Origin of the sequence: Kocuria marina (assembly GCA_014652975.1) — a bacterium.
Taxonomy (GTDB): domain Bacteria; phylum Actinomycetota; class Actinomycetes; order Actinomycetales; family Micrococcaceae; genus Kocuria; species Kocuria marina.
On record BMZV01000001.1, the window covers coordinates 20762 to 46565 of the forward strand.

21 protein-coding genes and 2 pseudogenes are annotated in these 25804 nt (G+C 68.5%); 8 read left to right on the forward strand and 15 right to left on the reverse strand.

Going from position 1 to position 25804, the window contains the following annotated elements; genetic code table 11:
- Positions 1-62: 62 nt before the first annotated feature.
- A pseudogene (locus IE157_RS00125) lies at positions 63-663 on the reverse strand (ATP-binding protein).
- Positions 660-2197, reverse strand: a pseudogene (gene istA, locus IE157_RS00130) (IS21 family transposase). The pseudogenes IE157_RS00125 and istA overlap by 4 nt, the downstream one beginning before the upstream one ends.
- A 249-nt stretch (positions 2198-2446) precedes the next feature.
- Between istA and dapD the strand changes: the two are divergent.
- A complete protein-coding gene (gene dapD / locus IE157_RS00135; RefSeq protein WP_193518793.1) occupies positions 2447-3418 on the forward strand; it encodes a 2,3,4,5-tetrahydropyridine-2,6-dicarboxylate N-succinyltransferase in 972 nt (323 codons plus the stop codon).
- Between the two features lie 112 nt (positions 3419-3530).
- Complete coding sequence (gene galE / locus IE157_RS00140; RefSeq protein WP_193518794.1) at positions 3531-4547, forward strand: UDP-glucose 4-epimerase GalE; 1017 nt, start codon at positions 3531-3533, stop codon at positions 4545-4547.
- 85 nt (positions 4548-4632) lie between these two features.
- On the opposite strand, the gene IE157_RS00145 is transcribed toward galE, so the two are convergent.
- The 7 genes from IE157_RS00145 to IE157_RS00175 form a co-directional block, all read right to left on the reverse strand.
- On the reverse strand, positions 4633-5934 hold the full coding sequence (locus tag IE157_RS00145) for a citrate synthase (protein ID WP_064846064.1): 1302 nt from the start codon (positions 5932-5934) through the stop codon (positions 4633-4635).
- Positions 5935-6109: 175 nt separating this feature from the next.
- Positions 6110-7255: a succinyldiaminopimelate transaminase gene (dapC, locus tag IE157_RS00150; protein WP_144997940.1), complete on the reverse strand. Its 1146-nt coding sequence runs from the start codon at positions 7253-7255 to the stop codon at positions 6110-6112.
- A 4-nt stretch (positions 7256-7259) separates the two neighbouring features.
- Complete coding sequence (gene fdxA, locus IE157_RS00155) at positions 7260-7583, reverse strand: ferredoxin (protein WP_035965353.1); 324 nt, start codon at positions 7581-7583, stop codon at positions 7260-7262.
- Between the two features lie 62 nt (positions 7584-7645).
- Positions 7646-8131: a hypothetical protein gene (locus tag IE157_RS00160; RefSeq protein WP_318281220.1), complete on the reverse strand. Its 486-nt coding sequence runs from the start codon at positions 8129-8131 to the stop codon at positions 7646-7648.
- Positions 8128-8985: a PIG-L family deacetylase gene (locus IE157_RS00165; protein ID WP_318281221.1), complete on the reverse strand. Its 858-nt coding sequence runs from the start codon at positions 8983-8985 to the stop codon at positions 8128-8130. Before IE157_RS00165 ends, IE157_RS00160 begins: the two co-directional genes overlap by 4 nt.
- Positions 8986-9035: 50 nt before the next feature.
- A complete protein-coding gene (gene typA, locus IE157_RS00170) occupies positions 9036-10943 on the reverse strand; it encodes a translational GTPase TypA (RefSeq protein ID WP_064846062.1) in 1908 nt (635 codons plus the stop codon).
- Positions 10944-11044: 101 nt separating this feature from the next.
- Positions 11045-13069: a S9 family peptidase gene (locus IE157_RS00175; RefSeq protein WP_193518796.1), complete on the reverse strand. Its 2025-nt coding sequence runs from the start codon at positions 13067-13069 to the stop codon at positions 11045-11047.
- A gap of 111 nt (positions 13070-13180) precedes the next feature.
- Between IE157_RS00175 and IE157_RS00180 the strand changes: the two genes are divergently transcribed.
- The 3 genes from IE157_RS00180 to IE157_RS00190 all read left to right on the forward strand — a co-directional run bounded on the left by IE157_RS00180 (position 13181) and on the right by IE157_RS00190 (position 14779).
- Positions 13181-13891: an AzlC family ABC transporter permease gene (locus IE157_RS00180; RefSeq protein ID WP_193518797.1), complete on the forward strand. Its 711-nt coding sequence runs from the start codon at positions 13181-13183 to the stop codon at positions 13889-13891.
- A 1-nt stretch (position 13892) separates the two neighbouring features.
- The gene (locus IE157_RS00185; protein WP_085107151.1) at positions 13893-14192 is read left to right on the forward strand and encodes an AzlD domain-containing protein; all 300 of its coding nucleotides are present in this window, start codon (positions 13893-13895) and stop codon (positions 14190-14192) included.
- A gap of 308 nt (positions 14193-14500) precedes the next feature.
- Positions 14501-14779, forward strand: coding sequence for a DUF1540 domain-containing protein (locus tag IE157_RS00190; protein WP_035965361.1), 279 nt, complete (start codon positions 14501-14503; stop codon positions 14777-14779).
- Between the two features lie 161 nt (positions 14780-14940).
- On the opposite strand, the gene IE157_RS00195 is transcribed toward IE157_RS00190, so the two are convergent.
- Positions 14941-15723, reverse strand: coding sequence for a hypothetical protein (locus IE157_RS00195; RefSeq protein WP_318281222.1), 783 nt, complete (start codon positions 15721-15723; stop codon positions 14941-14943).
- 251 nt (positions 15724-15974) lie between these two features.
- Between IE157_RS00195 and IE157_RS00200 the strand changes: the two genes are divergently transcribed.
- The gene (locus IE157_RS00200) at positions 15975-17297 is read left to right on the forward strand and encodes a CapA family protein (RefSeq protein WP_193518799.1); all 1323 of its coding nucleotides are present in this window, start codon (positions 15975-15977) and stop codon (positions 17295-17297) included.
- A gap of 89 nt (positions 17298-17386) precedes the next feature.
- Here IE157_RS00200 and gatB read toward each other — a convergent pair whose 3' ends face one another.
- From gatB to gatC, 3 genes are read right to left on the reverse strand one after another with little or no spacing between them, the layout of a single operon-like run.
- On the reverse strand, positions 17387-18892 hold the full coding sequence (gene gatB, locus IE157_RS00205; protein ID WP_068468792.1) for an Asp-tRNA(Asn)/Glu-tRNA(Gln) amidotransferase subunit GatB: 1506 nt from the start codon (positions 18890-18892) through the stop codon (positions 17387-17389).
- Positions 18892-20493, reverse strand: a complete 1602-nt coding sequence (gene gatA / locus IE157_RS00210; protein WP_085107145.1) for an Asp-tRNA(Asn)/Glu-tRNA(Gln) amidotransferase subunit GatA — start codon at positions 20491-20493, stop codon at positions 18892-18894. The genes gatB and gatA overlap by 1 nt, the downstream gene beginning before the upstream one ends.
- A 2-nt stretch (positions 20494-20495) precedes the next feature.
- Positions 20496-20792, reverse strand: coding sequence for an Asp-tRNA(Asn)/Glu-tRNA(Gln) amidotransferase subunit GatC (gatC, locus tag IE157_RS00215; protein ID WP_064846057.1), 297 nt, complete (start codon positions 20790-20792; stop codon positions 20496-20498).
- Positions 20793-20898: 106 nt separating this feature from the next.
- Here gatC and IE157_RS00220 point away from each other — a divergent pair, with 106 nt between their 5' ends.
- Positions 20899-21456 (forward strand): hypothetical protein, encoded by a 558-nt coding sequence (locus tag IE157_RS00220; RefSeq protein WP_318281223.1) that lies wholly within the window; start codon positions 20899-20901, stop codon positions 21454-21456.
- Between the two features lie 113 nt (positions 21457-21569).
- A complete protein-coding gene (locus IE157_RS00225; protein ID WP_193518800.1) occupies positions 21570-22724 on the forward strand; it encodes a calcium:proton antiporter in 1155 nt (384 codons plus the stop codon).
- A 64-nt stretch (positions 22725-22788) separates the two neighbouring features.
- Here IE157_RS00225 and IE157_RS00230 read toward each other — a convergent pair whose 3' ends face one another.
- Together IE157_RS00230 and IE157_RS00235 are read right to left on the reverse strand one after the other, a co-directional pair.
- Positions 22789-23487 (reverse strand): maleylpyruvate isomerase family mycothiol-dependent enzyme, encoded by a 699-nt coding sequence (locus IE157_RS00230; RefSeq protein ID WP_162228737.1) that lies wholly within the window; start codon positions 23485-23487, stop codon positions 22789-22791.
- Between the two features lie 139 nt (positions 23488-23626).
- Positions 23627-25768, reverse strand: a complete 2142-nt coding sequence (locus IE157_RS00235) for an ABC transporter ATP-binding protein (protein ID WP_318281224.1) — start codon at positions 25766-25768, stop codon at positions 23627-23629.
- Between the last annotated feature and the right edge of the window lie 36 nt (positions 25769-25804).

A 25804-nucleotide genomic window follows, 5' to 3' on the forward strand; every position in this document is an offset into this window, starting at 1 on the left:
TTCCGTCCCCACCGACCGCGGCGGGGGAGTGTCTGACTTAGGGAGGACCCGGATGATTGATGTCATGCACCTGTTCGGCGGGCGCGGGTGTGCGCGAGGCGGTAAGAGTGGGTGCCGGTCTCGATGATGGTGGCGTTGTAGGTGAGGCGATCGACGATCGCTGCGTACAAGCGGGGGTCGGTGAAGGTGGAGGCGGGTCGCGAGGGTGTAGCGGACACGGTAACCCTGCTCGGCAGCGGCCGTCCCGAGGGCGATGAGCAGGTGGGACTTGTCTGTGCCGGAGTCCCCGATCAGGCACAGCGGGTCACCGCGACGGATCCAGTCGCCGGTCGCGAGCTCGTTGATGGTGGCGGGATTAATGTTCGGGTTCACGTCGAAATCGAAGTCGGCCAGCCACTTCTCCCGGGGGAAACCGGAGCTCTTGATGCGACGCGGGGTGGAGCGCCGGTCCCGGTCGTCGACCTCGGCGAGCAGGAGCTCGGCCAGGAAGCCCTGGTAGGTGAGCTGTTCCTTCGTAGCAGCCGCCACTGCGTCGTCGACGACGGCACGGATGGTGGGCAGCCGGAGCCGGCGGCAGGCCTGGTCGATCGCGGCCTGCGCGGCTTGTTCGGTGAGGCCCTGACGGCGACGAAGACTGGCGGGCCGGGCGCTGCTGGTGGTCATGGGGTTCCTGTCGAAGTGTGGTGATGGACCTCGGCGCGGGCCGGGGCGGAGTCGGCGTGTCGTCGCCGCAGGAGCTCGTCGTAAGCGGTCACGGTGGGCAGGGGCCGAGTGTCCTCGGGGAGCTGCGCGATGACCTGGTGCGGGTCGATGGGGCGCCGTGGCGGCAGGTTCACGACCGTCCCGACACGGCCCGTGGCCGGTGTTGCAGGTGTGTGGCTGGCGGCGTGGCGGCGGGCCTCGACGGTGACGACGTCCGGGCTCGTGGCACCGACCGACAGGGCGGAGGTGATGCCGGCGATGACGGCATCCGCCGGGAGGGATCGGTGGAGCAGGAGCACGTCGATCAACGCTTGGGTTCCGGCCACATCGCCGCTGGTCTTGCGGGCGGCGGCCCAGAACGCGTCGTGGGCAGGGGTGAACGCCCCGGCGGCGCGGGCCTCGAACACGACCACGCACGAGGCACGCAGGAACACGCGGATGCGTTGGCCGATCAGGTGCGCGGGCACGGAGTACTTGACCATGCGGACGGTGACCAGGGCGGAGCGGTCGACGCGGGGTGCAGGATCAGGCCGGGGTCGAAGTCGTCGGCCGGCAACGGCGCCAGGTGAGGCAGTTCGGCATGGTAGTCCTACCCGACCGTGGTGGCATGCCCAGCAATGCGGCGGGTGTTGTCGTCGACTTCCCAGGCGCGGATCTGGTCGTTGAGCTCGTCCAGGATGGCGACCTCGGGCATGGGGGTGAGGTGGTTGCGGCGGAACCAGCCGACCTCGCCCTCGACGCCGCCCTTCTCATGGGCGCCGTCGATGCCGGGCTGGCAGTAGAACGCGTCGAAGCCGTAGTGGGAGCGGAACAGCACCCAGCGTTCGTTCTCGTCGCGTAGCCGGTCACCGCCGTGGATGACCTGCACGACGGCGGAGGTGAGGGTGTCGTAGCGGATGTGGCGGGCCGGGATACCACCCAGGGCGGGGAAGGCCTCGATGTGGCCCTCGAGGACGGCTTCCTGCCCGCCGGTCGGGTAGACGCGGTGGCTGGCCTTGCCGAAATGGGACAGGCGGTAGACGAACATGTGGCACTTGGTCTTGACACCGTCGAGGATCACGTACACCTCGCCGAAGTCGACCTCGGCCTCAGCGCCGGGGGCGTGATCCTGCGGCACCATCGTCTCCACCCGGCGACCGGCCTCCAGCTGGATCTGCGCCCGGCGCACCCTGACGTAGTCGCGCACGGTCGAGTAGGACAGGTCGGTGGCGTCGTGCTCGTCACGCAACCGGGCCAGGATCCGGGTCGCGGTGTGGCGCTGCTTGCGGGGTGCGGTCAGGTCATAGAGCAGCATCGCGTCGATCGCGGACTTGTACGGATCTAGACGCGGAGCGGACCGTACCGGGGTCTTGCGGGGCGGGGGTTCGGCTGCGGCCAGCGCCTGGCGCACGGTGTGGCGATGTACTCCGTGCTTGGCCGCGAGTTGCCGGATGGACAGGCCATCGACTCTCGCGTCATGGCGGATGTCGGCGTACAGCTGCACTCGTGACCCCATCTCGGCTCCCTCGCCCCTTGAATAGTTCCCGTAGATGGGGACCAGCGTTCAGAGGTGGGGCCACTTCAGACCGTCAACACCCCGGCAAGTCGCACGCGGGGCCAGTTCAGGCCGTCACAACGAGGCCCAATCAAGCTGTCACAACCACCGCAGTGGGCGTCGCGGTCGGCTGCCGCGGGGCCTCATTGACGAGCCGCGCGGGTCGGGTCATCTACCACCGGGTCACGGGGCATCTTTTAGGATGGGCCCATGACTTCAACGAGCGAGAGCACCGAGAATTCCCGTATCGCCTCCGGAGTGGGGCTGGCCACCGTGGTGGGCTCCGGCGAGCGGGAGGGGACCGTGCTGGACGTCTTCTACCCTGCGCCGAGCCTGAGCGCCAACCCGGATACGAGCTACGAGGCGGATCTGCGCGTGGCCGCCACCACGGACCCGGATCGCAACGTGCGCTCCGAGATCGTGACCACCGTGATCAACCTGGACGAGGCACCCCAGGACGCCGCGGACGCCTACCTGCGCCTGCACCTGCTGTCCCACCGCTTGGTGCGGCCCAACACCCTCAACCTGGACGGCGTCTTCGGCAAGCTCGCGAACGTGGCGTGGACCAGCCGCGGTCCCGTGCTCGCGGAGGAACTGACCCGCTCCCTGCTGCGCCTGCGCGCCAGCGGGACCGTGACCGTGCTTGGCGTGGACAAGTTCCCGCGCATGGTCGATTACGTGGTGCCCTCCGGTGTGCGCATCGGTGACGCGGACCGCGTGCGCCTCGGTGCCTACCTGGGCGAGGGCACCACCGTGATGCACGAGGGGTTCGTGAACTTCAACGCCGGCACGCTCGGCGAGGCCATGGTTGAGGGCCGGATCTCCGCCGGCGTCGTGGTCCACGACCACACGGACGTGGGCGGCGGCGCATCCATCATGGGCACGCTGTCCGGCGGCGGCAAGCAGCGGATCACGCTGGGCCAGCGCTGCCTGCTGGGCGCCAACGCGGGCGTGGGCATCTCCCTGGGTGACGACTGCGTCGTCGAGGCCGGCCTGTATGTCACCGCCGGTACCCGCGTGAGCCTCATCGAGGGCGGCGCCGAACCCCGCGTGGTCAAGGCGTCCGAGCTCTCCGGCGTGAACAACCTGCTGTTCCGCCGCAACTCCACCAACGGCGTCGTGGAGGCGCTGCCCCGCCAGGGCAGCACGGTGGAGCTCAACGCCGCACTGCACGCCAATTGATCCCCGCCGTCGCGCGTCCACGGATCGCGACGACGACGCCGCTCGGCCGGGTCCCGCAGCTCGCGGGCCCGGCCGCGCGTTTTCGTGAGGTCCACTGGATAGGGTGGGGACCATGAAGATTCTTGTCACCGGGGGAACCGGGTACATCGGCTCGCACACGGTTCTGGCGCTGCTCGAGGCGGGGCACGACGTCGTCGTCCTGGACAACCTGTCCAATTCGTCCAAGACGTCGCTCGAGCGGGTGGCGGAACTCGCCGGACGCGACGTCGCGGCGTTCGAAGAGGTGGACCTGCTGGACCGCGAGGGTCTGGACCGCGTGTTCGCGCAGCACCGCCCGGACGCCGTGATCCACTTCGCGGGGCTCAAGGCCGTGGGGGAATCGGGGCAGAAGCCGCTGTGGTACTACACGAACAACGTCAGCGGGACCGTGAACCTGTTGTGGGCCATGGAGGAGAACGGGTGCCGCAGCATAGTGTTCTCGTCCTCGGCCACCGTGTACGGCGCCCCGGAGACCATGCCGCTGACCGAGAAGCTGTCCATGGACGCGCAGAACCCGTACGGCCGTACCAAGGAACACATCGAGGACATGCTCGCGGACCTCGCGGCCTCTGATGACCGCTGGTCCGTGGCCCTGCTGCGCTACTTCAACCCCGTGGGCGCGCACGAGTCCGGGCGGATCGGTGAGGACCCCTCGGGGATCCCCAACAACCTCATGCCGTTCGTCGCGCAGGTGGCCGTGGGCCGGCGCGAGAAGCTCATGGTCTTCGGCGACGACTACCCCACCCCGGACGGCACCGGCGTGCGCGACTACATCCACGTGGTGGACCTCGCGGACGGACACCTACGTGCCCTGGACCGGATCAGCCGGGACCACGGCGTGCACGTGTGGAACCTGGGCACCGGCCGCGGCTACTCCGTGCTGGAGGTCCGCGAGGCATTCCAGAAGGCCTCGGGCCGGGAGATCCCCTACGAGATCGCCCCGCGCCGCCCCGGCGACGCCGCTGTGTCCTACGCCGATCCCTCCTCCGCCCTCGCCGAACTGGGCTGGTCCGCGGACCGGGACATCGACACCATGTGCCGGGACCACTGGAACTGGCAGAAGAACAACCCGAACGGTTACGACGGCTGAGCCGAGCGGCGGCGTCGTGCCCGCACCGACGAACGAGCCCCGATCACCGAACGGTGATCGGGGCTCGTCGGTTTGACCGGGGAACTCAGTTGGCGGTCGGGTAGTGGCGTTCACCCTCGCCCACGTAGAGCTGGCGGGGGCGGCCGATCTTGGTCTCGGGGTCCTCGATCATCTCGCGCCACTGCGCGATCCAGCCGGGCAGGCGGCCGATCGCGAAGAGCACGGTGAACATCTTCTCGGGGAAGCCCATGGCCTTGTAGATCAATCCCGTGTAGAAGTCCACGTTCGGGTAGAGCTTGCGCTCCACGAAGTAGTCGTCCGCGAGGGCCTTCTCCTCCAGGCCGATGGCCAGGTCCAGCAGCTCGTTGTTGCCGCCCATCTTGGCCAGGACGTCGTGCGCGTAGCCCTTGATGATGCGGGCACGGGGATCGTAGTTCTTGTAGACACGGTGCCCGAACCCCATGAGGCGGACGCCGTCCTCCTTGTTCTTGACCTTCTCCATGAACTCGTCCGCGGAGAGCCCACGGTTCTGGATCTGGTCCAGCATGGCCAGCACGGCCTCATTGGCACCGCCGTGCAGCGGGCCGTAGAGGGCGTTGATGCCCGCGGAGACGGACGCGAACATGTTGGCGTGGGAGGAACCCACCAGGCGCACCGTGGAGGTGGAGCAGTTCTGCTCGTGGTCCGCGTGCAGCATGAACAGGATGTCCAGGGTCTTGGCGACCACCGGGTCCACCTCGTAGTCCTCGGCGGGCACACCGAAGCACATGCGCAGGAAGTTCTCCGCGTAGTTGAGGTTGTTGTGGGGGTACAGCTGCGGCTCGCCCACGGACTTCTTGTACGCGTACGCGGCCAGAGTGGGGACCTTTGCGAGCAGGCGGATGGTGGAGATCTCCACGTGCTCCTTGTTGAACGGGTCCAGGGAGTCCGAGTAGAAGGTGGACAGCGCGGACACGGCCGAGGACAGCACGGGCATGGGGTGCGCGGAGCGGGGGAAGCCGTTGAAGAACATCTTGATGTCCTCGTGCACCATGGTGTGCGTGGTGATGCGGTGCTGGAAGTCCTCGTACTGCTCACGCGTGGGAAGCTCGCCGTAGATCAGCAGGTAGGCGGTCTCCAGGAAGTTGGAGTGCTCCGCAAGCTCCTCGATGGGGTAGCCGCGATAGCGCAGGATGCCCTGGGCGCCATCGATGTAGGTCACCGTGGAGCGCGTGTTCGCGGTGTTCACGAACCCGGGGTCGAAGCTGACGTTGCCGGTCTCCTTGAGCAGGGAGCCCACGCCGTAGCCCTTGTTGCCCTCGGTCACCTCCAGCACGGGGAGCTCGAGGGACTTGCCCTTCTCGTAGTTCAGCTCCACCTTGTCGGTGGACTTCTTGGCCTCTGCCATGATGTGTCCTTCACGGTTCGCTAGGTGTTCCACGACGGGTTCGCGGTGCGGTTCACCCCCACGCCGTCGTGGCGGTTCGGGTCGGTGCGCACCGGGCGGGAACACGGTGTCATTCCCCACCAACCTACCCGTTGGTGTGATCGGGATTCCACTTGCCCACCCGTGTGCGGCGGGCTCAGACGGCGCCTGAGAGCCGTTGCACGGCGGCCGCCATGCGCTCGTCGCTCGCGGTCAGGGACAGCCGCACGTAGCCGTGCCCGGCGTCCCCGTAGAAGGTCCCGGGGCCCACCACGATGCCCAGGCGGGCGAAGCGTTCCACGGTGTCCCACGTGTCCTCACCGGCGGTGGCCCACAGGTACAAGCCGGCCTCGGAATGCTCGATCGTGAGCCCGAAGGCCTCCACGGCGGGCTTGAGTGCCTCGCGCCGCTGCCGGTAGAGGTTCTTCTGCGCCGTCACGTGCGCGGTGTCCCCCAGGGCCACGCGCATGGCTTCCTGCACGGGATAGGGCACGATCATCCCGGCGTGCTTGCGCGAGTTGATGAGCGAGGGCATCAGCGCGGGGTCACCCGTGAGGAACGCGGCGCGGTAGCCCGCGAGGTTCGACTGCTTGGACAGCGAGTACGCGCTGAACAGCAGGGACGTGTCCCCGCCGCTCACGCGCGGGTCCAGGACGGACGGCACGGGTTCGCCACCGCGTGCGGGATCCCACTGACCCCAGCCGAGCTCGGCGTAGCACTCGTCGGAGACCACCACGGCCCCCTGCGAGCGGGCCTGGTCCACGAGCCGCTTGAGACTCTGCGCGTCCCGCACGATGCCCGTGGGATTGCCCGGCGAGTTGACCCACACCATGCGCACGCGCTCGCGCACCGAGGGCTCGAGCTCGTCCAGCGAGTCCGCGGCCACGGCCTCGGCGCCGGCGATCTGCGCCCCGATGTCGTACGTGGGGTAGGCGACCACGGGACGCACTACGACGTCGCCCGGGCCCAGACCCAGCAACAGCGGCAGCCACGCGACGAGTTCCTTGGAACCCACCGTGGGCATCACGGCGTCCGGGTCCAGATCGGGCACACCGCGACGATCGGCGAACCACGCGGCCACGGCCTCCCGCAGCGCGGGGGTCCCGTGCGTCGTGGGATACCCGGGGGCGTCCGCGGCGGCGGCGAGCGCATCCTGGATCACGAGCGGCGTGGGGTCCACCGGGGTCCCGATGGACAGGTCCACCACACCATCCGGGTGCTCCTGCGCGGTCCGGCGGTACGGCGCGAGGGAGTTCCAGGGGTAGTCGGGCAGGTTCAGACCGAATCCGCGGGCCACGCTCACCGGATCAGTCCTGGTTCTGCGGGGGCAGTTCCGCGATCATGGGGTGGTCCTTGTGGGTGTTGCCGAGCTTGGCGGCCCCACCCGGAGAGCCCAGATCGTCGAAGAACTCCACGTTCGCCTTGTAGTACTCGGCCCATTCCTCGGGGGTGTCGTCCTCGTAGTAGATGGCCTCCACGGGGCACACCGGTTCGCACGCACCGCAGTCCACGCACTCGTCCGGGTGGATGTACAGGGATCGCTCGCCCTCGTAGATGCAGTCCACGGGACATTCCTCCACGCAGGCCTTGTCCTTGACATCCACGCACGGCTGCGCAATTACGTAAGTCACGGTTGACGAACCTCTCCTTCTGTTCCCAAGTCCTCGACCATTCTAGCGGCGGGCATTCGAGGCTACCGCGCCCGCGAGCGCACCAGCCAATGCCCCGTAACAATCACGGAGGCCATGACCGCCACGAAGATCACGGCGAACCACAGCAACCCCACGATCCCCACGGGCTCGGCCCACGTGGTGACCACGAGCGCCGAGCCCTCTCGCAGGTACGCGGTGGCCCAGGCGATCACGTACGTCACGAGCCCTGGGACGGCAGCCGCCCACACGCGCCGGGTCGCGGTACCGCACCACACGCTCGCGCACAGCAGCAGCGCCCCGGAGAATACGAGCCCCCACGGGAGCCACCAGCCGTCCAGGTACCAGATGTTGGCGTGCATGGCCGTGGCCACCGCTCCCGCCACGAGTCCCGTGAGCAGTGCCGTCACCAACGACGACGCCGCTCCCGGCCGTTGCTTCTCGGCACCCCCGGGCGCGTGGTCGCCGGCGGTCTGCGTGGCCGGGGCGCTCTCCCACGGGGCGGTGCGGTGCAGTCCGGACGCGCTCATTGTCCGCCCCGGCGTAACAGGCGGAACGTCTCGGTGGCGCTGAGGGTCTGCGGCACGCCGTTGGATAGCTTGTACGTGGTGCCCTGCGGGTCCTCGCCCAGGGTGATCTGTGTGGCGTGCGCCGCCATTGCGGCGCGCTTCACCGCCAGATCACCGTGGATCGCCGCTTGCGGCCGTTCGTCCGAGGGGTTCACGTCGCTCTCGATCCCCCACGTCAGGGGGACGTCCCACGCGTCGTGGGCGGTGTCCGGTGCTGACGCTGCGAGGTCCACGGCGCGCAGCGTGACCCCGTGCGTGGCCACGTGGTCCGGGTGACCGTACCCGCCGTCGTCGTCGTAGGTGATCACGGCGTGGGGACGCACCGCGCGGATAGCTGCGGCCACGTGGGCGGCGGCCTCCTGCGGATCCGCCGCCGTGAGCGCTGCGGGTGAGACGTCCTCGGCGGGCTGCGGGCGGCCGTCGGGCCCCCAGCTCATCCCGGAATCCACGTACTTGTCCGCGCCGTTGGCGAAACCCTCGGCGGGATCGTGGGCGGGGGGCTCCCCCGCGAAGAACCGGTCCGCGAGCCCCATGGCGGCCGCGGCGGCGTCGAGCTCACCCACACGGTAGAGCCCCAGCGCGGTGCCGTCGGTGTCCGGGCACCCGGGTTGGCCCACCTCGAGATGACGCAGGGCGGGCGGGATAACCTCACCGCGTTCGCCGCGCGTCATGGTCAGCAACACCGTGGTGGCGCCCAGCGCGCCGTAGTACCCGATGGATACGCCCGTGACGATGGCTTCGTCGTCCGGGTGGGCGTGCACCCACAACACACGAGCCCGGGCGGGATCCACGCCCCCGGGGAGCAGTGTCTCCACCGCCCCCTCGGTCGCGTGTCCCCCGCCCGGGTATCGAGGATCGGCCACGATCAGGCGCGCGCCCGCTGCCGGGCGACCTTGAGGCGCTCGTTGGCGTCCAGGACCACCTTGCGGATGCGGATGGCCTCCGGGGTGACCTCCACGCACTCGTCCTCGCGCGCGAACTCGAGGGACTCCTCGAGCGTGAGCTTGCGCGGGGGCGTGAGGTTCTCGAAGCTGTCCGCCGTGGACGAGCGCATGTTGGTGAGCTTCTTCTCCTTGGTGATGTTCACGTCCATGTCGTCCGCGCGGGAGTTCTCACCCACGATCATGCCCTCGTAGACCTCGGAGGTAGGCTCCACGAAGAACGAGCCGCGCTCCTGCAGGTTGATCATGGCGTACGGGGTGACCACACCGGCGCGGTCCGCGATCATAGAACCGTTGGTGCGGTACTCGATCTCCCCGGCCCACGGCTCGTAGCCGTCCGCGTAGGAGGACGCGATGCCCGCGCCTCGGGTCTCCGTGAGGAACTTGGTGCGGAAGCCGATCAGACCGCGCGAGGGGACCTTGAACTCCATGCGCACCCACCCGGTGCCGTGGTTGCTCATGCCCTCCATGCGGCCCTTACGCGCGGCCATGAGCTGGGTGATCGCACCCAGGAACTCGTCCGGAGCATCGATCGTCATGTGCTCGTAGGGCTCGTGCACCTTGCCGTCCACGGTCCTGGTGACCACCTGTGGTTTGCCCGCGGTGATCTCGAAGCCCTCGCGGCGCATCTGCTCCACGAGGATGGCCAGGGCCAGCTCACCGCGGCCCTGCACCTCCCACGCGTCCGGGCGCTGGGTGGGCAGCACGCGCAGCGAGACGTTACCGATGAGCTCCTTGTCCAGGCGGTCCTTGACCTGGCGCGCGGTGACCTTGGCCCCCTTGACGCGTCCGGCCAAGGGCGACGTGTTGATCCCGATGGTCATGGAGATCGCGGGATCGTCCACCGTGATCAGCGGCAGCGGCTCGGGGTTCTCGAGGTCCGTGAGGGTCTCACCGATGGTGATGTCCTCGATCCCGGCCACGGCCACGATCTCACCAGGCCCGGCGCTCTCCGCGGGCACCCGGTCCAGGCCCTTGGTGGCCAGCAGTTCGGAGATGCGCACGCTCTTGAGGGTTCCGTCGTGACGCGCCCACGCCACGGTCTGGCCCTTCTTCAGCGTCCCGTTGAAGATGCGCAGCAGGGCCAGGCGACCCAGGAACGGGGAGGCGTCCAGGTTGGTCACGTGCGCCTGCAGCACGCCGTCCGGGTTGTAGGACGGCGCGGGGATGTGCTCGATGATGGTGCGGAACAGCGGCTCGAGGTCCTCATTGTCCGGCAGTTCGCCGTTGCCGGGCTGGTCGGTGGAGGCACGGCCGGCCTTACCGGAGGCGTAGACCACGGGCACGTCCAGGACGGCGTCCAGGTCCAGGTCCGGGTGGTCCTCGGCGATGTCCGAGGCCAGGCCCAGCAGCAGGTCCATGGTGTCGGAGACGACCTCGTCGATCCGGGCGTCCGGGCGGTCCACCTTGTTGACGACGACGATCACGGGCAGCTTGGCCTCGAGGGCCTTGCGCAGCACGAACCGGGTCTGGGGCAGCGGGCCCTCGGAGGCGTCCACGAGCAGCACGACGCCGTCCACCATGGACAGACCGCGCTCCACCTCGCCACCGAAGTCGGCGTGACCCGGGGTGTCGATCACGTTGATTGTGATGGTCTCACCGTTGGCCGCGGGGCCGTCGTAGAACACCGTGGTGTTCTTGGCCAGGATGGTGATGCCCTTCTCCCGCTCCAGGTCGCCCGAGTCCATGACTCGTTCCTCGACCTCTCCGTGGCTGGAGAACGCGTTCGTCTGCTGGAGCATGGCATCGACGATGGTGGTCTTGCCGTGGTCAACGTGGGCCACGATGGCCACGTTGCGCAGATCGGCGCGCTGGGTGGTGGTTTCAGACATGCACAGGTCTCTCTTCATGAGTGGATGCAGAGGGGAATCGTGGCGATTCTACTCCCCTCCGCCACCACCCGGAGCACACGTGATGCATGTCTCCCGTGTGCTCAGCCGAGCAGTTCGGGGCGCTGCCATTCCTCACCCAGCACGTGTTCGGCCAGGAACGCGAGCACGGTCTCGTACCACGCCCGCGAGTTGGCCGGCTTGAGGATCCAGTGGTTCTCGTCCGGGAAGTACAGGAACCGGTGGCCCTCCACCCGGGTGCGCAGCTGCAGATCGGACCACAGCTCGATGCCCTGGGAGATCGGGACCCGGTAGTCCTTGTCCCCGTGGATCACGAGCATGGGGACCTGGATCCGGTCCACGAACCGGTGCGGTGAGTACACGGCGGCCTGGGCCGGGCCCATGGCCTCACGCCACTCGGTGTTGTCCGTGGTGGCACCCATGGAGTCCAAGTTCCACAGGGACGCGTGGGTCACAATGCACCGGAACCGGTCCGCCGTCTGGGTGGCCACCCAGTTGGCCATGTACCCGCCGTAGGAACCGCCCAGCAGGGCTTGGCGCTGGGCATCGATGTCCGCCCGCTGCGTCGTGGCCTCCACGAGCGCCATCACGTCCGTGAACGGCGCCCCGCCCAGCTCCTGCTGACCGCGGTCGATCATGGCCTGTCCGTAACCCGTGGAGATGGCCGGGTCCGGGAACAGCACGGCATAACCGCGGGCCACGAACGGCCACGGATTCCAACGCCAGCTCCACTGGTTGTTGGACGCCCACGGCCCACCGTGAACGAACACGAGCAACGGGTGTTCGGTTCCTTCCCCCTCGGGCAGCGCGAGCCACGCGCGGATGCTCGTCCCGTCCTCGGCGGTCGTGGTGACCTCCTCGAGGCGGCCGGGGACGGCGTCGTCGGGCACGAGACCGTCGATCCGGGTGGGCTCGGCGCAGAACTCCCGACCGGACCACGTCACCGCCTCGAGGGGGTGGTCGTAGGTGGCCCGCAGACCGTAGAACGCGTCCCCCACGGGGTGGACCGCGCAATAGGTCCACGGCTGCTCGGCACCGCCGGCCAGGACGTCGATCGAGGAGTCCCCGCCCCGCGGGCACGTGACCCTCAGCACGATCCCCCGGCCCTGATAGTCGGACGTGCACACGAAGGAGTCGTCATCGATCCACCGGGATCCCCCCGCCCAGTATTCGTCTGTGGGCACGACTTCCGTGTCCCGACCCGTGCTCAGGTCGTGGATCCACAGCGAGATCTGCAGGTTGACGCCGTCGCGCCACACGACGTCCCGCTCCAGGACGACCCGGCTGCCGTCCGGGGAGACGGGCCCGGGCTCCCACCAGTCCTCCTCGGTGGCGTCCCGGAACAGTTCGGCCTGACCGGCGCCGTCTGCCGTGATCGGCACCCGCCACAGCTGGGACCGTTCCCAGCCCTCCGGCAACCACGCGGTCAACTGTGCGATCAGCCAGGTGCCGTCCGGGGCGACCGAGTAGCGCGTCAACCGCCCGGCGGGCAGATCCACGCGGCGCACGGCCTCCCCCGCGTCCCGGGACTCGGCGAGCGCGGCGGTGTCCACGAACCACAGGGCGGTCTCGGCGGCTGGGAGGTCATGGTCCCAGTACCGGAACGGCGCGCGGTCGTAGAGCATGGGACTCGCCCCGGATTCCTCACGCAATTCGTGCAGTTCACGGTTGCGGGCGAGCTCGTCCGCCGCACCCTTGGCACTCGGGTGCATGCCCGAGAGGAAGAACAGCATGTCCCCGCCCAGCTTGGGGTCCGAGATGCCCTCGGGCATGTCCAGCACCATGCGGGCGTCGCCGCGTTCGGGGAGCAACCACAACCGGGAGCGCTTCTCGTGGTCCCCGTCCATGGGTCGGTCGGACGTGAAGTAGAGCTCCCCCGACGGCGCCGGGCACACCTCTTGGACTCCGTGATCGCCGGAGGTCAGGGGGACAGGTGCACGATCGCCGTCGGTCGGGCGGGGTACCGACCACGCGTGTTTGACGTAGCGCTTACCGTCTGAGGACAGTTCCTGCCGCAGGGCGATCACCGGGCCGTTCCGGTGTCCGCTCAATCCGGTGAGTCGTGGGGTGGCCACGAGCTGTTCGGAAGTTTCATAACGGGGTGTCATATGAGTCACATTACAGACGTGCCGGTCACGCATAAGCGCGCACGTGTCACCCCAGCCACTAACGTGGCCCTCGGCCACGTGGCGCAGCGGTGGCGGATGGGAGTGGAACGCATGAGTTCGGACAAGGGGACGTTGGCGTGGGCGGTGCGCGTCACGGTTCCCGTGGCCATGGGATACATGCCGCTCGGGATGGCCTTCGGCGCCTATGCGGTCTCGCTGGGGTTCGCTCCCTACCTGGCGCCCCTCACGGCTCTCGTGGTCTTCGCGGGCTCGATCGAGTTCCTGCTCGTGGGATTGGTCTCGGCGGGAGCGGGCCTGCTACAGATCGCCGTGACCACTCTGCTGGTCAACAGCCGACACATCTTCTACGGCTTCTCCTATCCCACCCACCTGCTGCGTTCGCCCTTCGCCAAGCTCTACGGCCCCTATGCCCTGACCGACGAGGCCTATGCGCTGATCAACAGCGGCGTGCGCCCCACCACGCAGCACGAGCTCATGCTGATCCAGGGCATCTCCCAGTTCTACTGGGTCTTCGGTGCCGCGGTCGGAGCCGTGGCCGGCGGACTCATCCCGGAATCGTTCGACGGTTTCGACTTCGCACTGACCGGGTTGTTCACCCTGTTGTTCGTGAGCGCCCTGAGCGCGGCCTCGCAGCGCGTGATGATCGTGCTCGCTGCCCTGGCCTCCATTGCGGTGGGGCTGCTGCTGCCCCGCGACCTGTTCCTGCTCGGTGCCATGTTGTGCTACGCGGTGCTATGCGTCGTGCTCGTCAAACGCCCACGGCACGGTCGTTCGTCCCAGACCGCGGAAGGCGGCGCCTGAGATGCTCGCAGCCATCGTCGTGTGCGCCGCCGTGACCTATTCGTTGCGGCTGTTCCCCGTATTGTTGGCCCATCGGTTCCGCGATCGCGAGGACCTGCGGGAGATCTCCGCCCTGCTCCCCGCGGGACTCATGTTGATCCTGGTCGCCTATACATTGCTGGAGGCCGATTCCGGGGTGCAGCTGAGCCGATTGATTCTCGCGGCGGTGATTTCCGTGATCGTGAACGCAGTGAGCAAGAATTTCCTGATGGCATTCATCGCGGGATTCTCGGCATATTCATTGTCGGGATTATTTCTGTAAATTTTCGAGGTAATTCGAGCGGCCCCGGAAACCCTGAGCCCCGCCGCGCAGTGAGTGAGCACACACGCCCCGCGCGCATCTGCGATGAGCCGACGACGGGGTCGCAAGCTCACTCGAACCATTAGATCAAATATTGTTTCCCTATTCTGGTGAGTGCACCCTCAGCAAACTCAGGCATACCTAACCCCAATTAGGTAACGACCTTTTACCATAAGGGTCAACTTACTGGCGCGCCCCGAAAAACACCCGTAGTGTCCATATCAGTTCATCCGACGATCAGAGCACCACCCGAATCACAGGAGAAGATCATGGCCACTCTCACCGCTGTTTCCGCTTGCACCGCCACCGGCTGCGCCTTCAACGACAACGGCTGCACCGCCCCCGCCATCACGGTGGGCGGCCAGGGCTCCGAGGCCTCGTGCACCACGTTCATCTCGCTCGACGCCCGCGGTGGCCTGCCCACCGCCAACGGCCAGGTGGGCGCGTGCCAGCGCCTCGAGTGCGTGCACAACAAGGACCTATTGTGCACCGCCTCGTCGATCGAGGTCACTGCGGACGCCAACTGCGCGAGCTACGAAGCCCGCTGATCGCGGAGCTCATCGAGTAACAACTGCAGACATGAGAGGACCGCGAGTCATGCGACTCGCGGTCCTCTCATGTCTGCAACGATCGATCGAGCCCCGGCAGGCTCACACGACCGCCGGACAGCCTCGGGGTGTGACGCTGCCGCTGGGGTACCGGCGCGGCGTCACGCTGCGGCGGGGGTGCCCAGCAGGGATGCGAGGTTGTCGGCGAGGTCTTGCGCGGACGACGTCGGACGATGGAACGGGACGAAGTAGACGCTGGTAGCGGTCGAACCCTCGCGCAGAACCGTGACCCCGGTGAGATCCACGTCCACCACGAAATCCCGATTCCGGGTGTGAGCGCACCCGCCACTCGAGGGCTTACGCGTCAGCAGGTGGGCGGGGATCCATCCGTTCTCCGCGGCATCGCACATCCCGGCCAGATCGATTGGATCCACGGACACCGCGGCGTCCAGGGCCACGACTTCGGTGTTCACCGCGGCCATGGAATCCCCGAGCTCGCGGCCGAACGCCCGCACCTGGTCGACGTTCAGTGGCGTGGCACCCGAACCGTCATGAACCACGACCCGTGCCGTGGAGACGATCGCGAGTCGCCCGGAGGCCGTGTCGGCCACGGCCGCCACGAGCTTCGGCAACTCCCCCGTCATGAGGAGTTCGTCGGTCTCACCCGGGGTCAGCCACTCAAGACCCGCCAGGAAGTGTGCACTGGCCGCCACGATGCGTACGGAGGGGTCCGGAGCGAACTTGGCGATGTCCACGCGCACGTCCACGGTCTGCCCCGCCGGGGTCAGCGCAGCGACGTCGGGGTGAGGAGCCGCGGCCATGACCATCCGGCCGTTTGGCATGAACCCGTGCGCCAAGCACGGCAGTGTAGGTTGACCCTCGAGGCGGTAGGCGACCACGTTCGCTCGGCCCGCGCCCGCGAGCATGCGGTGCGCGAGTGACACGACTCGCTCCGACACGCCCACGTACCCGAGCTGTGCACCGTTGTCAGTTCGACCCACGACCGTCCCCGCTTCCGTTGTGACCAATCCCACCGGGTCCGCCGAGAACATCCCGATCGCACCCGATTCGCAAAACTTAGGAAAGCCTAACCTCCCTAAAAGGTGGACGGAAGGGTTTACGACGAATTTGGTCAGATTTTTATGACCTAAACGGAGGTGATTCATATCACGGACGTGTGCGATAGCATCGCAGCATGCCTCCCCTACCCCTCCGACCCCGTTCATCCCGCGCCGCCCGGCGATCACGCTCGCCGCGGATCGCCGGGGCCGCGGCACTGACCGGGGTGGCGTTGCTGGTCTCCGGGTGCGGGGCCTTAAGCGGGGACGCCCAGGAGGACGCGGGGCAGAATCCCGGCACAGCGACGTCGTCCGCCACCAACCGGGCGACGAGCGAGACGGCCCGTACGAGCGAGCCCGGTAAGGGCCCGGAGTGTCCCGAGGACGCGTGCTTCACCGTGGCGATGACCGGTGATCTCCTGCTGCACGAAGGCCTGTGGCGCAACTTCGCGGTGGACCCGGCCATGAACGAAAGCAGACACTTCGACTTCGACCCACTGCTGGCCGGTCAGAAGCCGTACCTGGACCAGGCCGACGTGGCCATCTGCGAAATGGAGACCCCGGTGGCGCCCAAGGGTGGGCCCTACTCGGACTACCCGAGCTTCAGTGTGCCGCCGGAGATCACCGTGGCGGCCAAGAACACGGGTTACGACGCGTGCACGTCCGCGACCAATCACACCGTGGACCGCGGCACCGAGGGCGTGAACCGGACCTTGGCGACCCTCGACGAGGCGAGCCTCAAGCACACCGGCTCGTACACTTCCGAGCGCGCGTCCAAGGAGCCCATGCTGCTGGAGACCCCGGCCGGGACCGTGGCCGTGGTCACCGGGACCAACAGTCTCAACGGCCAGCGGGCGGAGCACGACTGGCAGGTGGACCGGCTGCGGGACCCCGCCGAGGAGCCGCAGCCCGCGCGACAGGACATCGACCGCGCCGTGGCGCAGGCGAAGAAGGCGCGCCAGCAGGGCGCGGACGTGGTGATCGCGGCCATGCACTCGATCATCGAGTACCAGGACGACGCCGACGCCTACCAGAAAACCACGGCTCACTCGCTGATTGATTCCGGTGCGTTCGACGCCGTGTACGGTCACGGTTCGCACAGCGTGCAGCCCATCGAGCACTACAACGGCAAGTGGATCGTCTACGGACTGGGCAACACCGTCACGGAGACATCCCCGGCGTACGAGAACAACAACCAGGGTCTGATCACGCGCTTCCAGTTCGCGCGCGGGGACGACGGCGGGTGGCGGGTCAGCGACCTGGCCTGGGCACCGAGCTCCAACACCCAGGACGGCCGGTTCCAGTGGTGCTCCACGGCCTCGGACCAGCCCAACGGTGTGTGCCGCTCCCCGCAGGAGGACCGGCAGATCCGCGAGCGCATCGCGGGGATCATCAACACGGACTCGGCGACGGCGAACGGGTTGCGGGAGTGGCGGGTCGCGGAGGAAACGGAAGACTGAGCGGCGGAACGTCCACGAGAGAAGGCCGGTTCCACGACCCCGTGAGGGTCCCGGAACCGGACTTCTCCGTGCTCGTGACGGGGGGGGCGTCAGCCCTGCACGCCGAGCTTCCCCAGGATGATCTGGCGCACGCGTCCGGCGTCCGCCTGGCCGCGCGTGGCCTTCATGACTGGTCCGATCAGGGCGCCCACGGCCTGGACCTTGCCGCCCTTGATCTTCTCGACCACGTCCGGCATCTGGGCCATGGCGTCGTCCACGGCTGCGGTGAGGGCGCCGTCGTCGGAGACGACCGCGAGCCCGCGGGACTCCACGATCTCCGCCGGGGTGCCCTCACCCTCGACCACGAAACCGAGGACCTTCTTGGCCAGCTTGTCGTTGATCTTGCCGCCGTCGATCAGCCCGTTGAGTTCGACCACGTGGGCCGGGGTCACGGGCAGGTCCGCGATCTCGACCTCGCGCTGCTTGGCGAGGCGGGCGATCTCACCCATCCACCACTTGCGCGCCACGGCGGCGGAGGCGCCCGCGGCAATGGTCTGCTCGATCTCGTCCAGCACACCCGCGTTGACGACGTCGCGGAACTCCTCGTCCGTGTACCCCCAGTCCGCCTTCAGCCGCTTGCGGCGCTCGGCGGGGGGCTCGGGAAGGCTCGCGCGCAGTTCCTCGATCCAGTCCGCCGTGGTCACCACGGGCACCAGGTCCGGTTCGGGGAAATAGCGGTAGTCGTCCGCGTCCGACTTCGGTCGCCCGGCCGTGGTGGAGCGGGTGTCCTCGTGCCAGAAGCGGGTCTCCTGCGTGACCTTCTCCCCCGCGGCGAGCACGGCGGCGTGGCGCTGGATCTCGTAGCGCACGGTGCGCTCCACGGCGCGCAGCGAGTTCACGTTCTTCGTCTCCGAGCGCGTGCCGAACTGCGTGGCGCCCTTGGGCATCAGGGACACGTTCGCGTCGCAGCGCACGTTGCCGCGCTCCATGCGGGCGTCCGAGATGCCGAGGTTCTTCACGATCTCGCGGATCGCGGCCACGTAGGCGCGGGCCAGTTCCGGCGCCCGCTCCCCCGCACCCTCGATGGGCTTGGTGACGATCTCGATGAGCGGCACACCTGCGCGGTTGTAGTCCACCAGGGAGTACTGCGCGTTCTGGATCCGCCCGGCATCCCCGCCCATGTGGGTCAGCTTGCCGGCGTCCTCCTCCATGTGGGCGCGCTCGATCTCCACCCGGAACTCCGTGCCGTCCTCCAGCTCGAGGTCCAGGTGCCCGTCGAACGCGATGGGCTCGTCGAACTGCGAGGTCTGGAAGTTCTTGGGGGTGTCCGGGTAGAAGTAGTTCTTCCGCGCGAAGTGGCACTTCTGCGCGATCGAGCAGTTCAGCGCGAGACCGAGCTTGATCGCGGATTCCACTGCCTTGCCGTTGACCACCGGCAGCACGCCGGGCAGCCCCAGGGACACCGGGGTCACGTTGGTGTTGGGCTCGTCCCCAAAGGTGTTGGGGGCAGCATCGAACATCTTGGTCTTGGTGTTCAGCTCCACGTGCACCTCGAACCCCAGAACGGGGTCGAAGCGCTCGAGGGCTTCCTCGAAGGACAGCACGTCCTGGCTCATCACTTGCCTCCCTGCGCGGCAGTGGCCGCAAAGTCACGAACGGTGGCGGTCACGTCGGCGCGTTCCCGCCACAGCGGGCCGCCCCACTGCTCGGTGAGCAACCGCTCCAGACCGGCCCCGGCGCGGTACACGCGGGCGTCCTCGCGCGCCGGTGCCATGAACTGGATCCCCACGGGCAGCCCGTCCTCCGGTGCCAGGCCGCCCGGCAGGGAGATCGCGGGGATCCCCGCGAGGTTGGTGGGGATCGTGGCGATGTCGTTCAGGTACATCTGCATGGGATCCGCGGACTCGTCCACGCCCCCGATGTCGAACGCGGTGGTGGGCGCGGTGGGCGAGATCAGCACGTCCGCCTCCTCAAACGCCGCCGCGAAATCACGCTGTACGAGCGTGCGCACCTGCTGTGCGGAACCGTAGTACGCGTCGTAGTACCCCGCGGACAGCGCGTACGTCCCCAGGATGATCCGGCGCTTGACCTCGTCCCCGAAGCCTGCGGCGCGGGACGCGCTCATGACCTTCTCGATGGTGGGCGTGCCCTCGGGAGTGACACGCAGACCGAAGCGCACGCCGTCGTACTTGGCCAGGTTGGAGGAGACCTCCGAGGACATGATCAGGTAATAGGCACCCAGCGCGTACTCGAAGTTGGGCGTCTGGACGTCCACGATCTCGGCGCCCGCGGCGCGCAGGAGTTCGAGGGACTCCTCGAAACGCTGCTGCACCCCGGCCTGGAAACCCTCACCGCTCAGCTGCTGGACCACGCCCACGCGCAGCCCCTTGAGCCCGCCCTCGGCGGCACCCTCGCGCGCGGCCCGGGCGTAGGAACCCACGGGATCCGTCAGCGACGTGGAGTCGGCCGGATCGTGACCGCCCACGACCTCGTGCAACAGCGCGGCGTCGAGCACCGTGCGGGAGCACGGGCCCACCTGGTCGAGCGAGGACGCCATGGCGATCACACCGTAGCGGGACACGGAACCGTACGTGGGCTTGACGCCAACCGTGCCGGTCACGGCCGCGGGCTGACGGATGGAGCCACCGGTGTCCGTGCCCAGGGCCAGGGGCGCCTGGAACGCGGAGACCGCGGCGGCGGAACCGCCACCGGAACCGCCCGGGATCTTGCGCAGGTCCCACGGGTTGCGCGTGGGACCGAACGCCGAGTGCTCGGTGGACGAACCCATGGCGAACTCGTCCAGGTTGGTCTTGCCCAGGATGGGCATGCGCGCCGCACGCAGCTTGCGGGTCACCGTGCCGTCGTACGGGCTCATCCAACCCTCGAGCATCCGGGACGCCGCCGTGGTGGGCTGGCCCTTGGTCACGATGAGGTCCTTGACCGCCACGGGCACACCCGCGAGTTCGGGCAACTGCTCACCCTTGGCGCGTGCCTCGTCCACACCACGGGCCACGTCCAGGGCCTCCTCGCGGTTGCGGTGCAGGAACGCGTTCAGCCCGTCGGTCCCGCGTGAGCGGTCCTGGGCGTCCAGCGGGGTGCCGTCCGTGGCCTCGATCTGCTCGAGGTGCGCGGTCACGGCGTCCACCGAGGAGACCTCACCGGAAGCCAGCTTGGCCGCGAGGTCCGCGGCGGACAGTTCTACGATGCGCTCGCTCATGCTCACTCCCCGTCCAGGATCGCCGGGACCCGGAACTTGCCGTCCTGGCTGTCCGGTGCGTTGCTCAGGGCTTCCTCCTGCGTGAGGGTCTCCCCCACCACGTCCTCGCGGAAGACGTTGTGCAACGGCAGGGGGTGGCTCGTGGCGGGGACGTCGTCCCCGGCGGCTTGGCTGACCGAGGCCACGGATTCGACGATGAGATCGAGTTCACCGGCCACGCGGGCCAGTTCCTCGTCCGACATCTCGATGCGCGCGAGTTCGGCCAGGTGCGCCACCTGCTCGCGATTGATCGCAGACATGCATGCTCCTGGTATTCGCTGATTGGTTCCGATCCAGTCTAGCGAGCGCCTACCCTGGACTCAGCACTCCCGTTCTCCCGCCGATCTCCCGAAGGGGTCCCACTTCGTGGCTCAGTCCTCCGCCCGTTCATCACGACGCCGCTCCACGCCTTCCAAGGGCACCTCCCGGATGACCCGGGCGGACGCCGCGCGCGCCCGCGTGGATCACGACAACGCGTGGCGCCAGTGGGTCTCGGACTCCGCCGTGGAGACCGTGGACACCGCACTGAGCCACGTCCAGGCGGTCGTGGAGGAACAGGTGCGCCAGTACGGAGCATTCCCGGCCTTCCTGGTCACCGGTGCCAAGGACGGGGAGTTCGAACTGGATACGGTGGACCCGTCTCGCGTGAACGATCTGGCCCCCCAGGATGTGCTGGCCGAACTGCGGGACATCGCGCGCGAGAAGGCCTCCGGATTGCTCGTCGCCGCACTGGCCTACCCCGCCACCCTCCCGGACCGCTCCGGTGCCACCGCGGTGATCGTGGAGGTCGCCCACCGCGAACGGCTCAGCCTGGAAGTTATCCAGGAATACAATGTCGTGGAGGCCAAGGGCCGCACGTTCGTGAACTTTGGCGATCCGCACACGGATCGAGCGGATCCGTGGTTGTTCGCGGTGCGTGACTGAGACCCGGACATCGCCTCCTCCGACGGGACGACCCGTCAGCACACCGGATAGCTCGGGGACGACCCCGCCCGGACCGGGGCGCACACCGTCCCGAGAAACGAGCTGACGCTTCCATGTCCACCACACGTCGTTCCATCCTGACCCCGGGAGCCCTGGCCCGCGTCATCGCGGGATGGGGGCTCTTCGTGGTGCTCCAACTCTCCGGCTCGCTGCTGGCCCCGCCCGTGTCCTCCCCGCTGCTCGTGGGGGCGCTCGTGGTGATCGTGGGCGTGATCCTGTACGCGGCCACGGGTGTCGTGCGGCAGGCCGAACACCTGGCCCACCGGCTCGGTGATCCGTACGGTTCGCTGGTGCTGACCCTGTCCATCGTGGTGATCGAGGTGGTGTTGATCTCCGCGGTCATGCTGGGCCCCGGTGAGCACGCCACGATCGCGCGGGACTCCGTGATGGCCGTGGCCATGATCATCCTCAACCTGGTGATCGGTCTGTGCCTGCTCGTGGGCGGCCTCAAGCACGGGGACATGGCCCACAACCGGACCGGAACCTCCAACTACCTGGCACTGCTCGTGGTCCTGAGCGCCCTGGCCTTCGGACTGCCCGCGGCGCTCGGCACCGACGGCGCGTACCAGCCGTGGCAGGAGATCCCCATCATCGCCGTCACCGTGGCGATCTATGCGTTCTTCCTGTATCGCCAGACGGGCGCGCAGGCCGTGGACTTCACCGAGGTGGACCCCCGGTTGCGCCCGGGTCCGGAGACCGCGGCCCCGGAGACGACGACGCCGCGTCCTTCCCTGCGCTCGGTCCTCACCGCACACCGCACCGAGATCCTCGCGCGCCTGGCATTGCTCGTGATCACCGTGGTGCCCATCGTGCTGCTGTCCCACGACATGGCGTCGCTGTTGGACGAGGGGCTCGGCCGGGTGGGGGCACCGCCCGCACTGGCCGGCGTGCTGATCGCGGCCATCGTGTTCCTGCCCGAATCCCTCACCGCGCTGCGCGCCGCCCTGGCCGGGGAGATCCAGCGCGTGAGCAACCTGTGCCACGGGGCGCTGGTGTCCACGGTGGGGCTGACCATCCCGGCGGTGCTCGTGATCGGGCTACTCACGGATCAGACGGTCGTGCTCGCCGAGAGTCCCGCGAACCTGGTGCTGCTCGGGATCACGCTGGGACTGTCCATCACCACGTTCGCGTCCTCCAGGGTCACGTCGATCCACGGTGCGGCGCACCTGGTGATCTTCGCGGCCTACGGGATCGCGGTGTTCTCCTGATGCGCGACTGACCCCGCTGGGAGGCCCAGCGGGGTCACTCCGACAGCGGATCAGCGAGCCGCGTTCACCACGCGGGGAGCTCGGGCAGGGCGCCCTCGGACTCCACGAACTCGTCGTCGCCGCGGGCCAGCCACTGCAGCATGCCCTCGCGGTCGGAGGTGATGAGCTGACCGCCGTCGCCGATGATCCACTCGTCCCGCTCCTCGGTGCGCAGGGTCATCCCCGGAGCACCCTTGGCCCGCATGGTGCGCACCGCGGCCTCCACGGCGTTGAGCAGGGAGTCCGGGTCCGCTTCCTCCACGGTCCACGTGGTGTCCAGGTCGTGGTGGTGCACCACGACCTCCGCGATCCGCACCGCGGGCACGGACGTGGCCGGAACGGGCTTGCCGTGCAGGTCGAGCTCCTCGGTGACGATGTCGCCCTTGAGGCGCTCGCACTGCTCGGCGAAGAACTGAGCGTTCTGCTTGAAGGTCTCGATCAGCTCGTCCTTGGGCAGCGCGGCGAGCTCGTCGATCTCCTGCTCGCGCGCCTCGTGGGACTCGTAGGGCTGCTGCGGTTCACCCGTGGTGGCCCAGTCGATGAGCTTGACCAGGGCGCGGGCGTTGGAAGCCAGGTGCGCGATCACGTGCGCGCGGTCCCACCCCTCGCACAGGGTGGGGCCCACCATTTCTTCGTCCGAGAGGGACTCCACGGTCGCGAGGAACATGTCGGTCTCCCGCCCCAGACGGGAGAGGTCGGAGTTGAGGCGTGCCGGATTCATCATGGCTCCCACTGTAGTAATTCCCCACGCGAGCCAGCGCACGATGGCAGGGCTCAACACATACGCATATCGTCCGAGTCCCCCATGGGCGGAGCCCCGGGCAGCCGCGCGAACCGCGCTGCTCCCGGGGCTCCGATCATGCTCAGGACACCGTCTGGGCCAACTGCTGACGCAGTTCGCGGCGCGTGCGCTGGGCCTCGGGCGAGGGCACGGGCACCGCGGCGAGCAAGCGCTTGGTGTACTCCTGCTCGGGGTGGCGCAGCACCGCTTCGCGCGAGCCCTGTTCCACGATGTGCCCGTGCTGCATGACCACGATCCGGTTGGCGAGCCGGTCGATCACCGCGAGGTCGTGGGTCACGAACAAGCACGCGAAGCCCATCTCCGCTTGCAGCTGCTCGAACAATTCCAAGACCGTGGCCTGCACGGACACGTCCAACGCGGACGTGGGTTCATCCGCCACGAGCAGTTTCGGCTTCAGGGACAGGGCCCGGGCGATGCCCACGCGCTGCTTCTGACCGCCCGAGAGCTCGTGCGGGTAACGGTTGCGGTAGTTGCGCGGCAACCGCACCTGGTCCAGGAGTTGCTCGATGCGCTGCTGCAGTTGCGCCCCTTTGGCCTCGCCGGCCAGGAACATGGGCTCACCGATCGACTCACCGATCGGCAGCCGCGGGTTCAGCGAGGACGCGGGGTCCTGGAAGACCATGCCCACGTCCTTGCGCACCGCGTTGAGCTTGGCACGCGGGGCACCGTGCAGTTCCACGCCGTCCACCACAAGCGATCCCTCGACCACGGGCAGCAGTCCCACCGCGGCGCGGCCGATCGTGGTCTTGCCGGAACCGGATTCACCCACGAGACCCACGGTCTCCCCGGCCGCCACGGTGAGGCTGACGCCCTCGACCGCGCGGAACGCGGGATTGCGGCCCTGCTTGGGGTACTCGATGGCCACGTCCTTCAACTGCAGCACCGGTTCCACAACCCGCTGGGCGAGCGTGTCCATGGACGCCGCCTCCGCCGTGCTGCGGTCCACCACCATGGGCATGACCACGGAACGCTCGAGCGCGGCGACCATGTCCACGGACTCGTCGTTCTCGTTGCCCTGGCCCAGGTGGGGCACGGCCTCGAGCAACGAGCGGGTGTAGGGGTGGCGCGGTGCGGTGAAGATCTGCTCCGCCGTGCCCTGTTCCACGATCACGCCCTTCTGCATGACCGCGATGTTGTCCGCGAGGTCCGCCACCACACCCATGTCGTGGGTGATCAGGATGACCGCCGAGTCCAGCTGGTCCTTGAGGTTGCGAATCAGGTCCAGGATCTCCGCCTGCACGGTCACGTCCAGGGCCGTGGTGGGCTCGTCCGCGATCAGCAGTTTGGGGTCGCACGAGAGGGACTGCGCGATCATCGCGCGCTGCCGCTGACCACCGGAGAGCTGGTGGGGGTAGGAACGGAACGCCTTCTCGGGGTCCGGCAGTTCCACCATGGTGAGCATCTGCCGGGCACGTTCGGCGGCCTCGGCGGGTGAGATGTCCCGGTGCAGTCGGATGGTCTCCACGATCTGCTGGCCCACCGTGTACACGGGGTTCAGCGCGGTCATGGGCTCCTGGAAGATCACGGCGATCTCCTCGCCGCGCACGCGCCGCAGTGCGTTGCCGCGCAGCCCGATCAGTTCCTCCCCGGCCAGCACGGCCGAACCGCGCACGCGTGCGTTGGAGGGCAGCAGCCCCAGCATGGACATCGAGCTCGCGGACTTGCCCGAGCCGGACTCGCCCACGATCGCGAGCACCTCCCCCGCGGCGACGTCGTAGGTCAGGTCGATCGCGGCCGGCACCCAGTCACGGTCCACACCGAAGTCCACGGACAGCCCGCGCACGCTCAGCACGGGTTCACCGCGGGCCACGGTCCTGCGGGCCGGGCCGCGCCGCACGGTGGGTTCGTTGCGCTGCGCCCGCCGACCGCGCCGTTTCTGCGCGCCCTCGGCGGTGGCACCAGCCGCGGCACTGCCGCCGGCGGCGGCACCCGCGGCCGCGGTTCCGTCGGCGCGACCGGTGACCGGAGCGGCGTCGGCGGCCGTGGCACCGGACGATCCGGCGGCCTGATCGTGGGCCGCGGAGGGGTTACCGGGGCCTTCGGTGGCCACGCGCCCGTCGCCGCTCGGCGTGCCGTCCCACGGGGCGTTGTGCTCGGCCGCCGTGGCCTCGTGCGACGACGCCGCGGCGTCCGGGTCCTGCGCCGCGTCGTGGGGTCGCGGGGTGCCCTCGGGGATTCCCCCGGGCTGGCTCGAGGTGCTCATCGTGTGTGCTCCATCGTGTCGAGAACTGGGCGCGCG

What these genes read in the sequence shown, in the direction of transcription:
- dapD (WP_193518793.1), top strand. Translation starts at nt 2,447, where the DNA reads ATGACTTCAACGAGCGAGAGCACCGAGAATTCCCGTATCGCCTCCGGA.
- galE (WP_193518794.1), top strand. Translation starts at nt 3,531, where the DNA reads ATGAAGATTCTTGTCACCGGGGGAACCGGGTACATCGGCTCGCACACG.
- IE157_RS00145 (WP_064846064.1), bottom strand. Translation starts at nt 5,934, where the DNA reads ATGGCAGAGGCCAAGAAGTCCACCGACAAGGTGGAGCTGAACTACGAG.
- IE157_RS00160 (WP_318281220.1), bottom strand. Translation starts at nt 8,131, where the DNA reads ATGAGCGCGTCCGGACTGCACCGCACCGCCCCGTGGGAGAGCGCCCCG.
- typA (WP_064846062.1), bottom strand. Translation starts at nt 10,943, where the DNA reads ATGTCTGAAACCACCACCCAGCGCGCCGATCTGCGCAACGTGGCCATC.
- IE157_RS00175 (WP_193518796.1), bottom strand. Translation starts at nt 13,069, where the DNA reads ATGACACCCCGTTATGAAACTTCCGAACAGCTCGTGGCCACCCCACGA.
- IE157_RS00180 (WP_193518797.1), top strand. Translation starts at nt 13,181, where the DNA reads ATGAGTTCGGACAAGGGGACGTTGGCGTGGGCGGTGCGCGTCACGGTT.
- IE157_RS00185 (WP_085107151.1), top strand. Translation starts at nt 13,893, where the DNA reads ATGCTCGCAGCCATCGTCGTGTGCGCCGCCGTGACCTATTCGTTGCGG.
- IE157_RS00190 (WP_035965361.1), top strand. Translation starts at nt 14,501, where the DNA reads ATGGCCACTCTCACCGCTGTTTCCGCTTGCACCGCCACCGGCTGCGCC.
- IE157_RS00200 (WP_193518799.1), top strand. Translation starts at nt 15,975, where the DNA reads ATGCCTCCCCTACCCCTCCGACCCCGTTCATCCCGCGCCGCCCGGCGA.
- gatB (WP_068468792.1), bottom strand. Translation starts at nt 18,892, where the DNA reads ATGAGCCAGGACGTGCTGTCCTTCGAGGAAGCCCTCGAGCGCTTCGAC.
- gatA (WP_085107145.1), bottom strand. Translation starts at nt 20,493, where the DNA reads ATGAGCGAGCGCATCGTAGAACTGTCCGCCGCGGACCTCGCGGCCAAG.
- gatC (WP_064846057.1), bottom strand. Translation starts at nt 20,792, where the DNA reads ATGTCTGCGATCAATCGCGAGCAGGTGGCGCACCTGGCCGAACTCGCG.
- IE157_RS00225 (WP_193518800.1), top strand. Translation starts at nt 21,570, where the DNA reads ATGTCCACCACACGTCGTTCCATCCTGACCCCGGGAGCCCTGGCCCGC.
- IE157_RS00230 (WP_162228737.1), bottom strand. Translation starts at nt 23,487, where the DNA reads ATGATGAATCCGGCACGCCTCAACTCCGACCTCTCCCGTCTGGGGCGG.
- IE157_RS00235 (WP_318281224.1), bottom strand. Translation starts at nt 25,768, where the DNA reads ATGAGCACCTCGAGCCAGCCCGGGGGAATCCCCGAGGGCACCCCGCGA.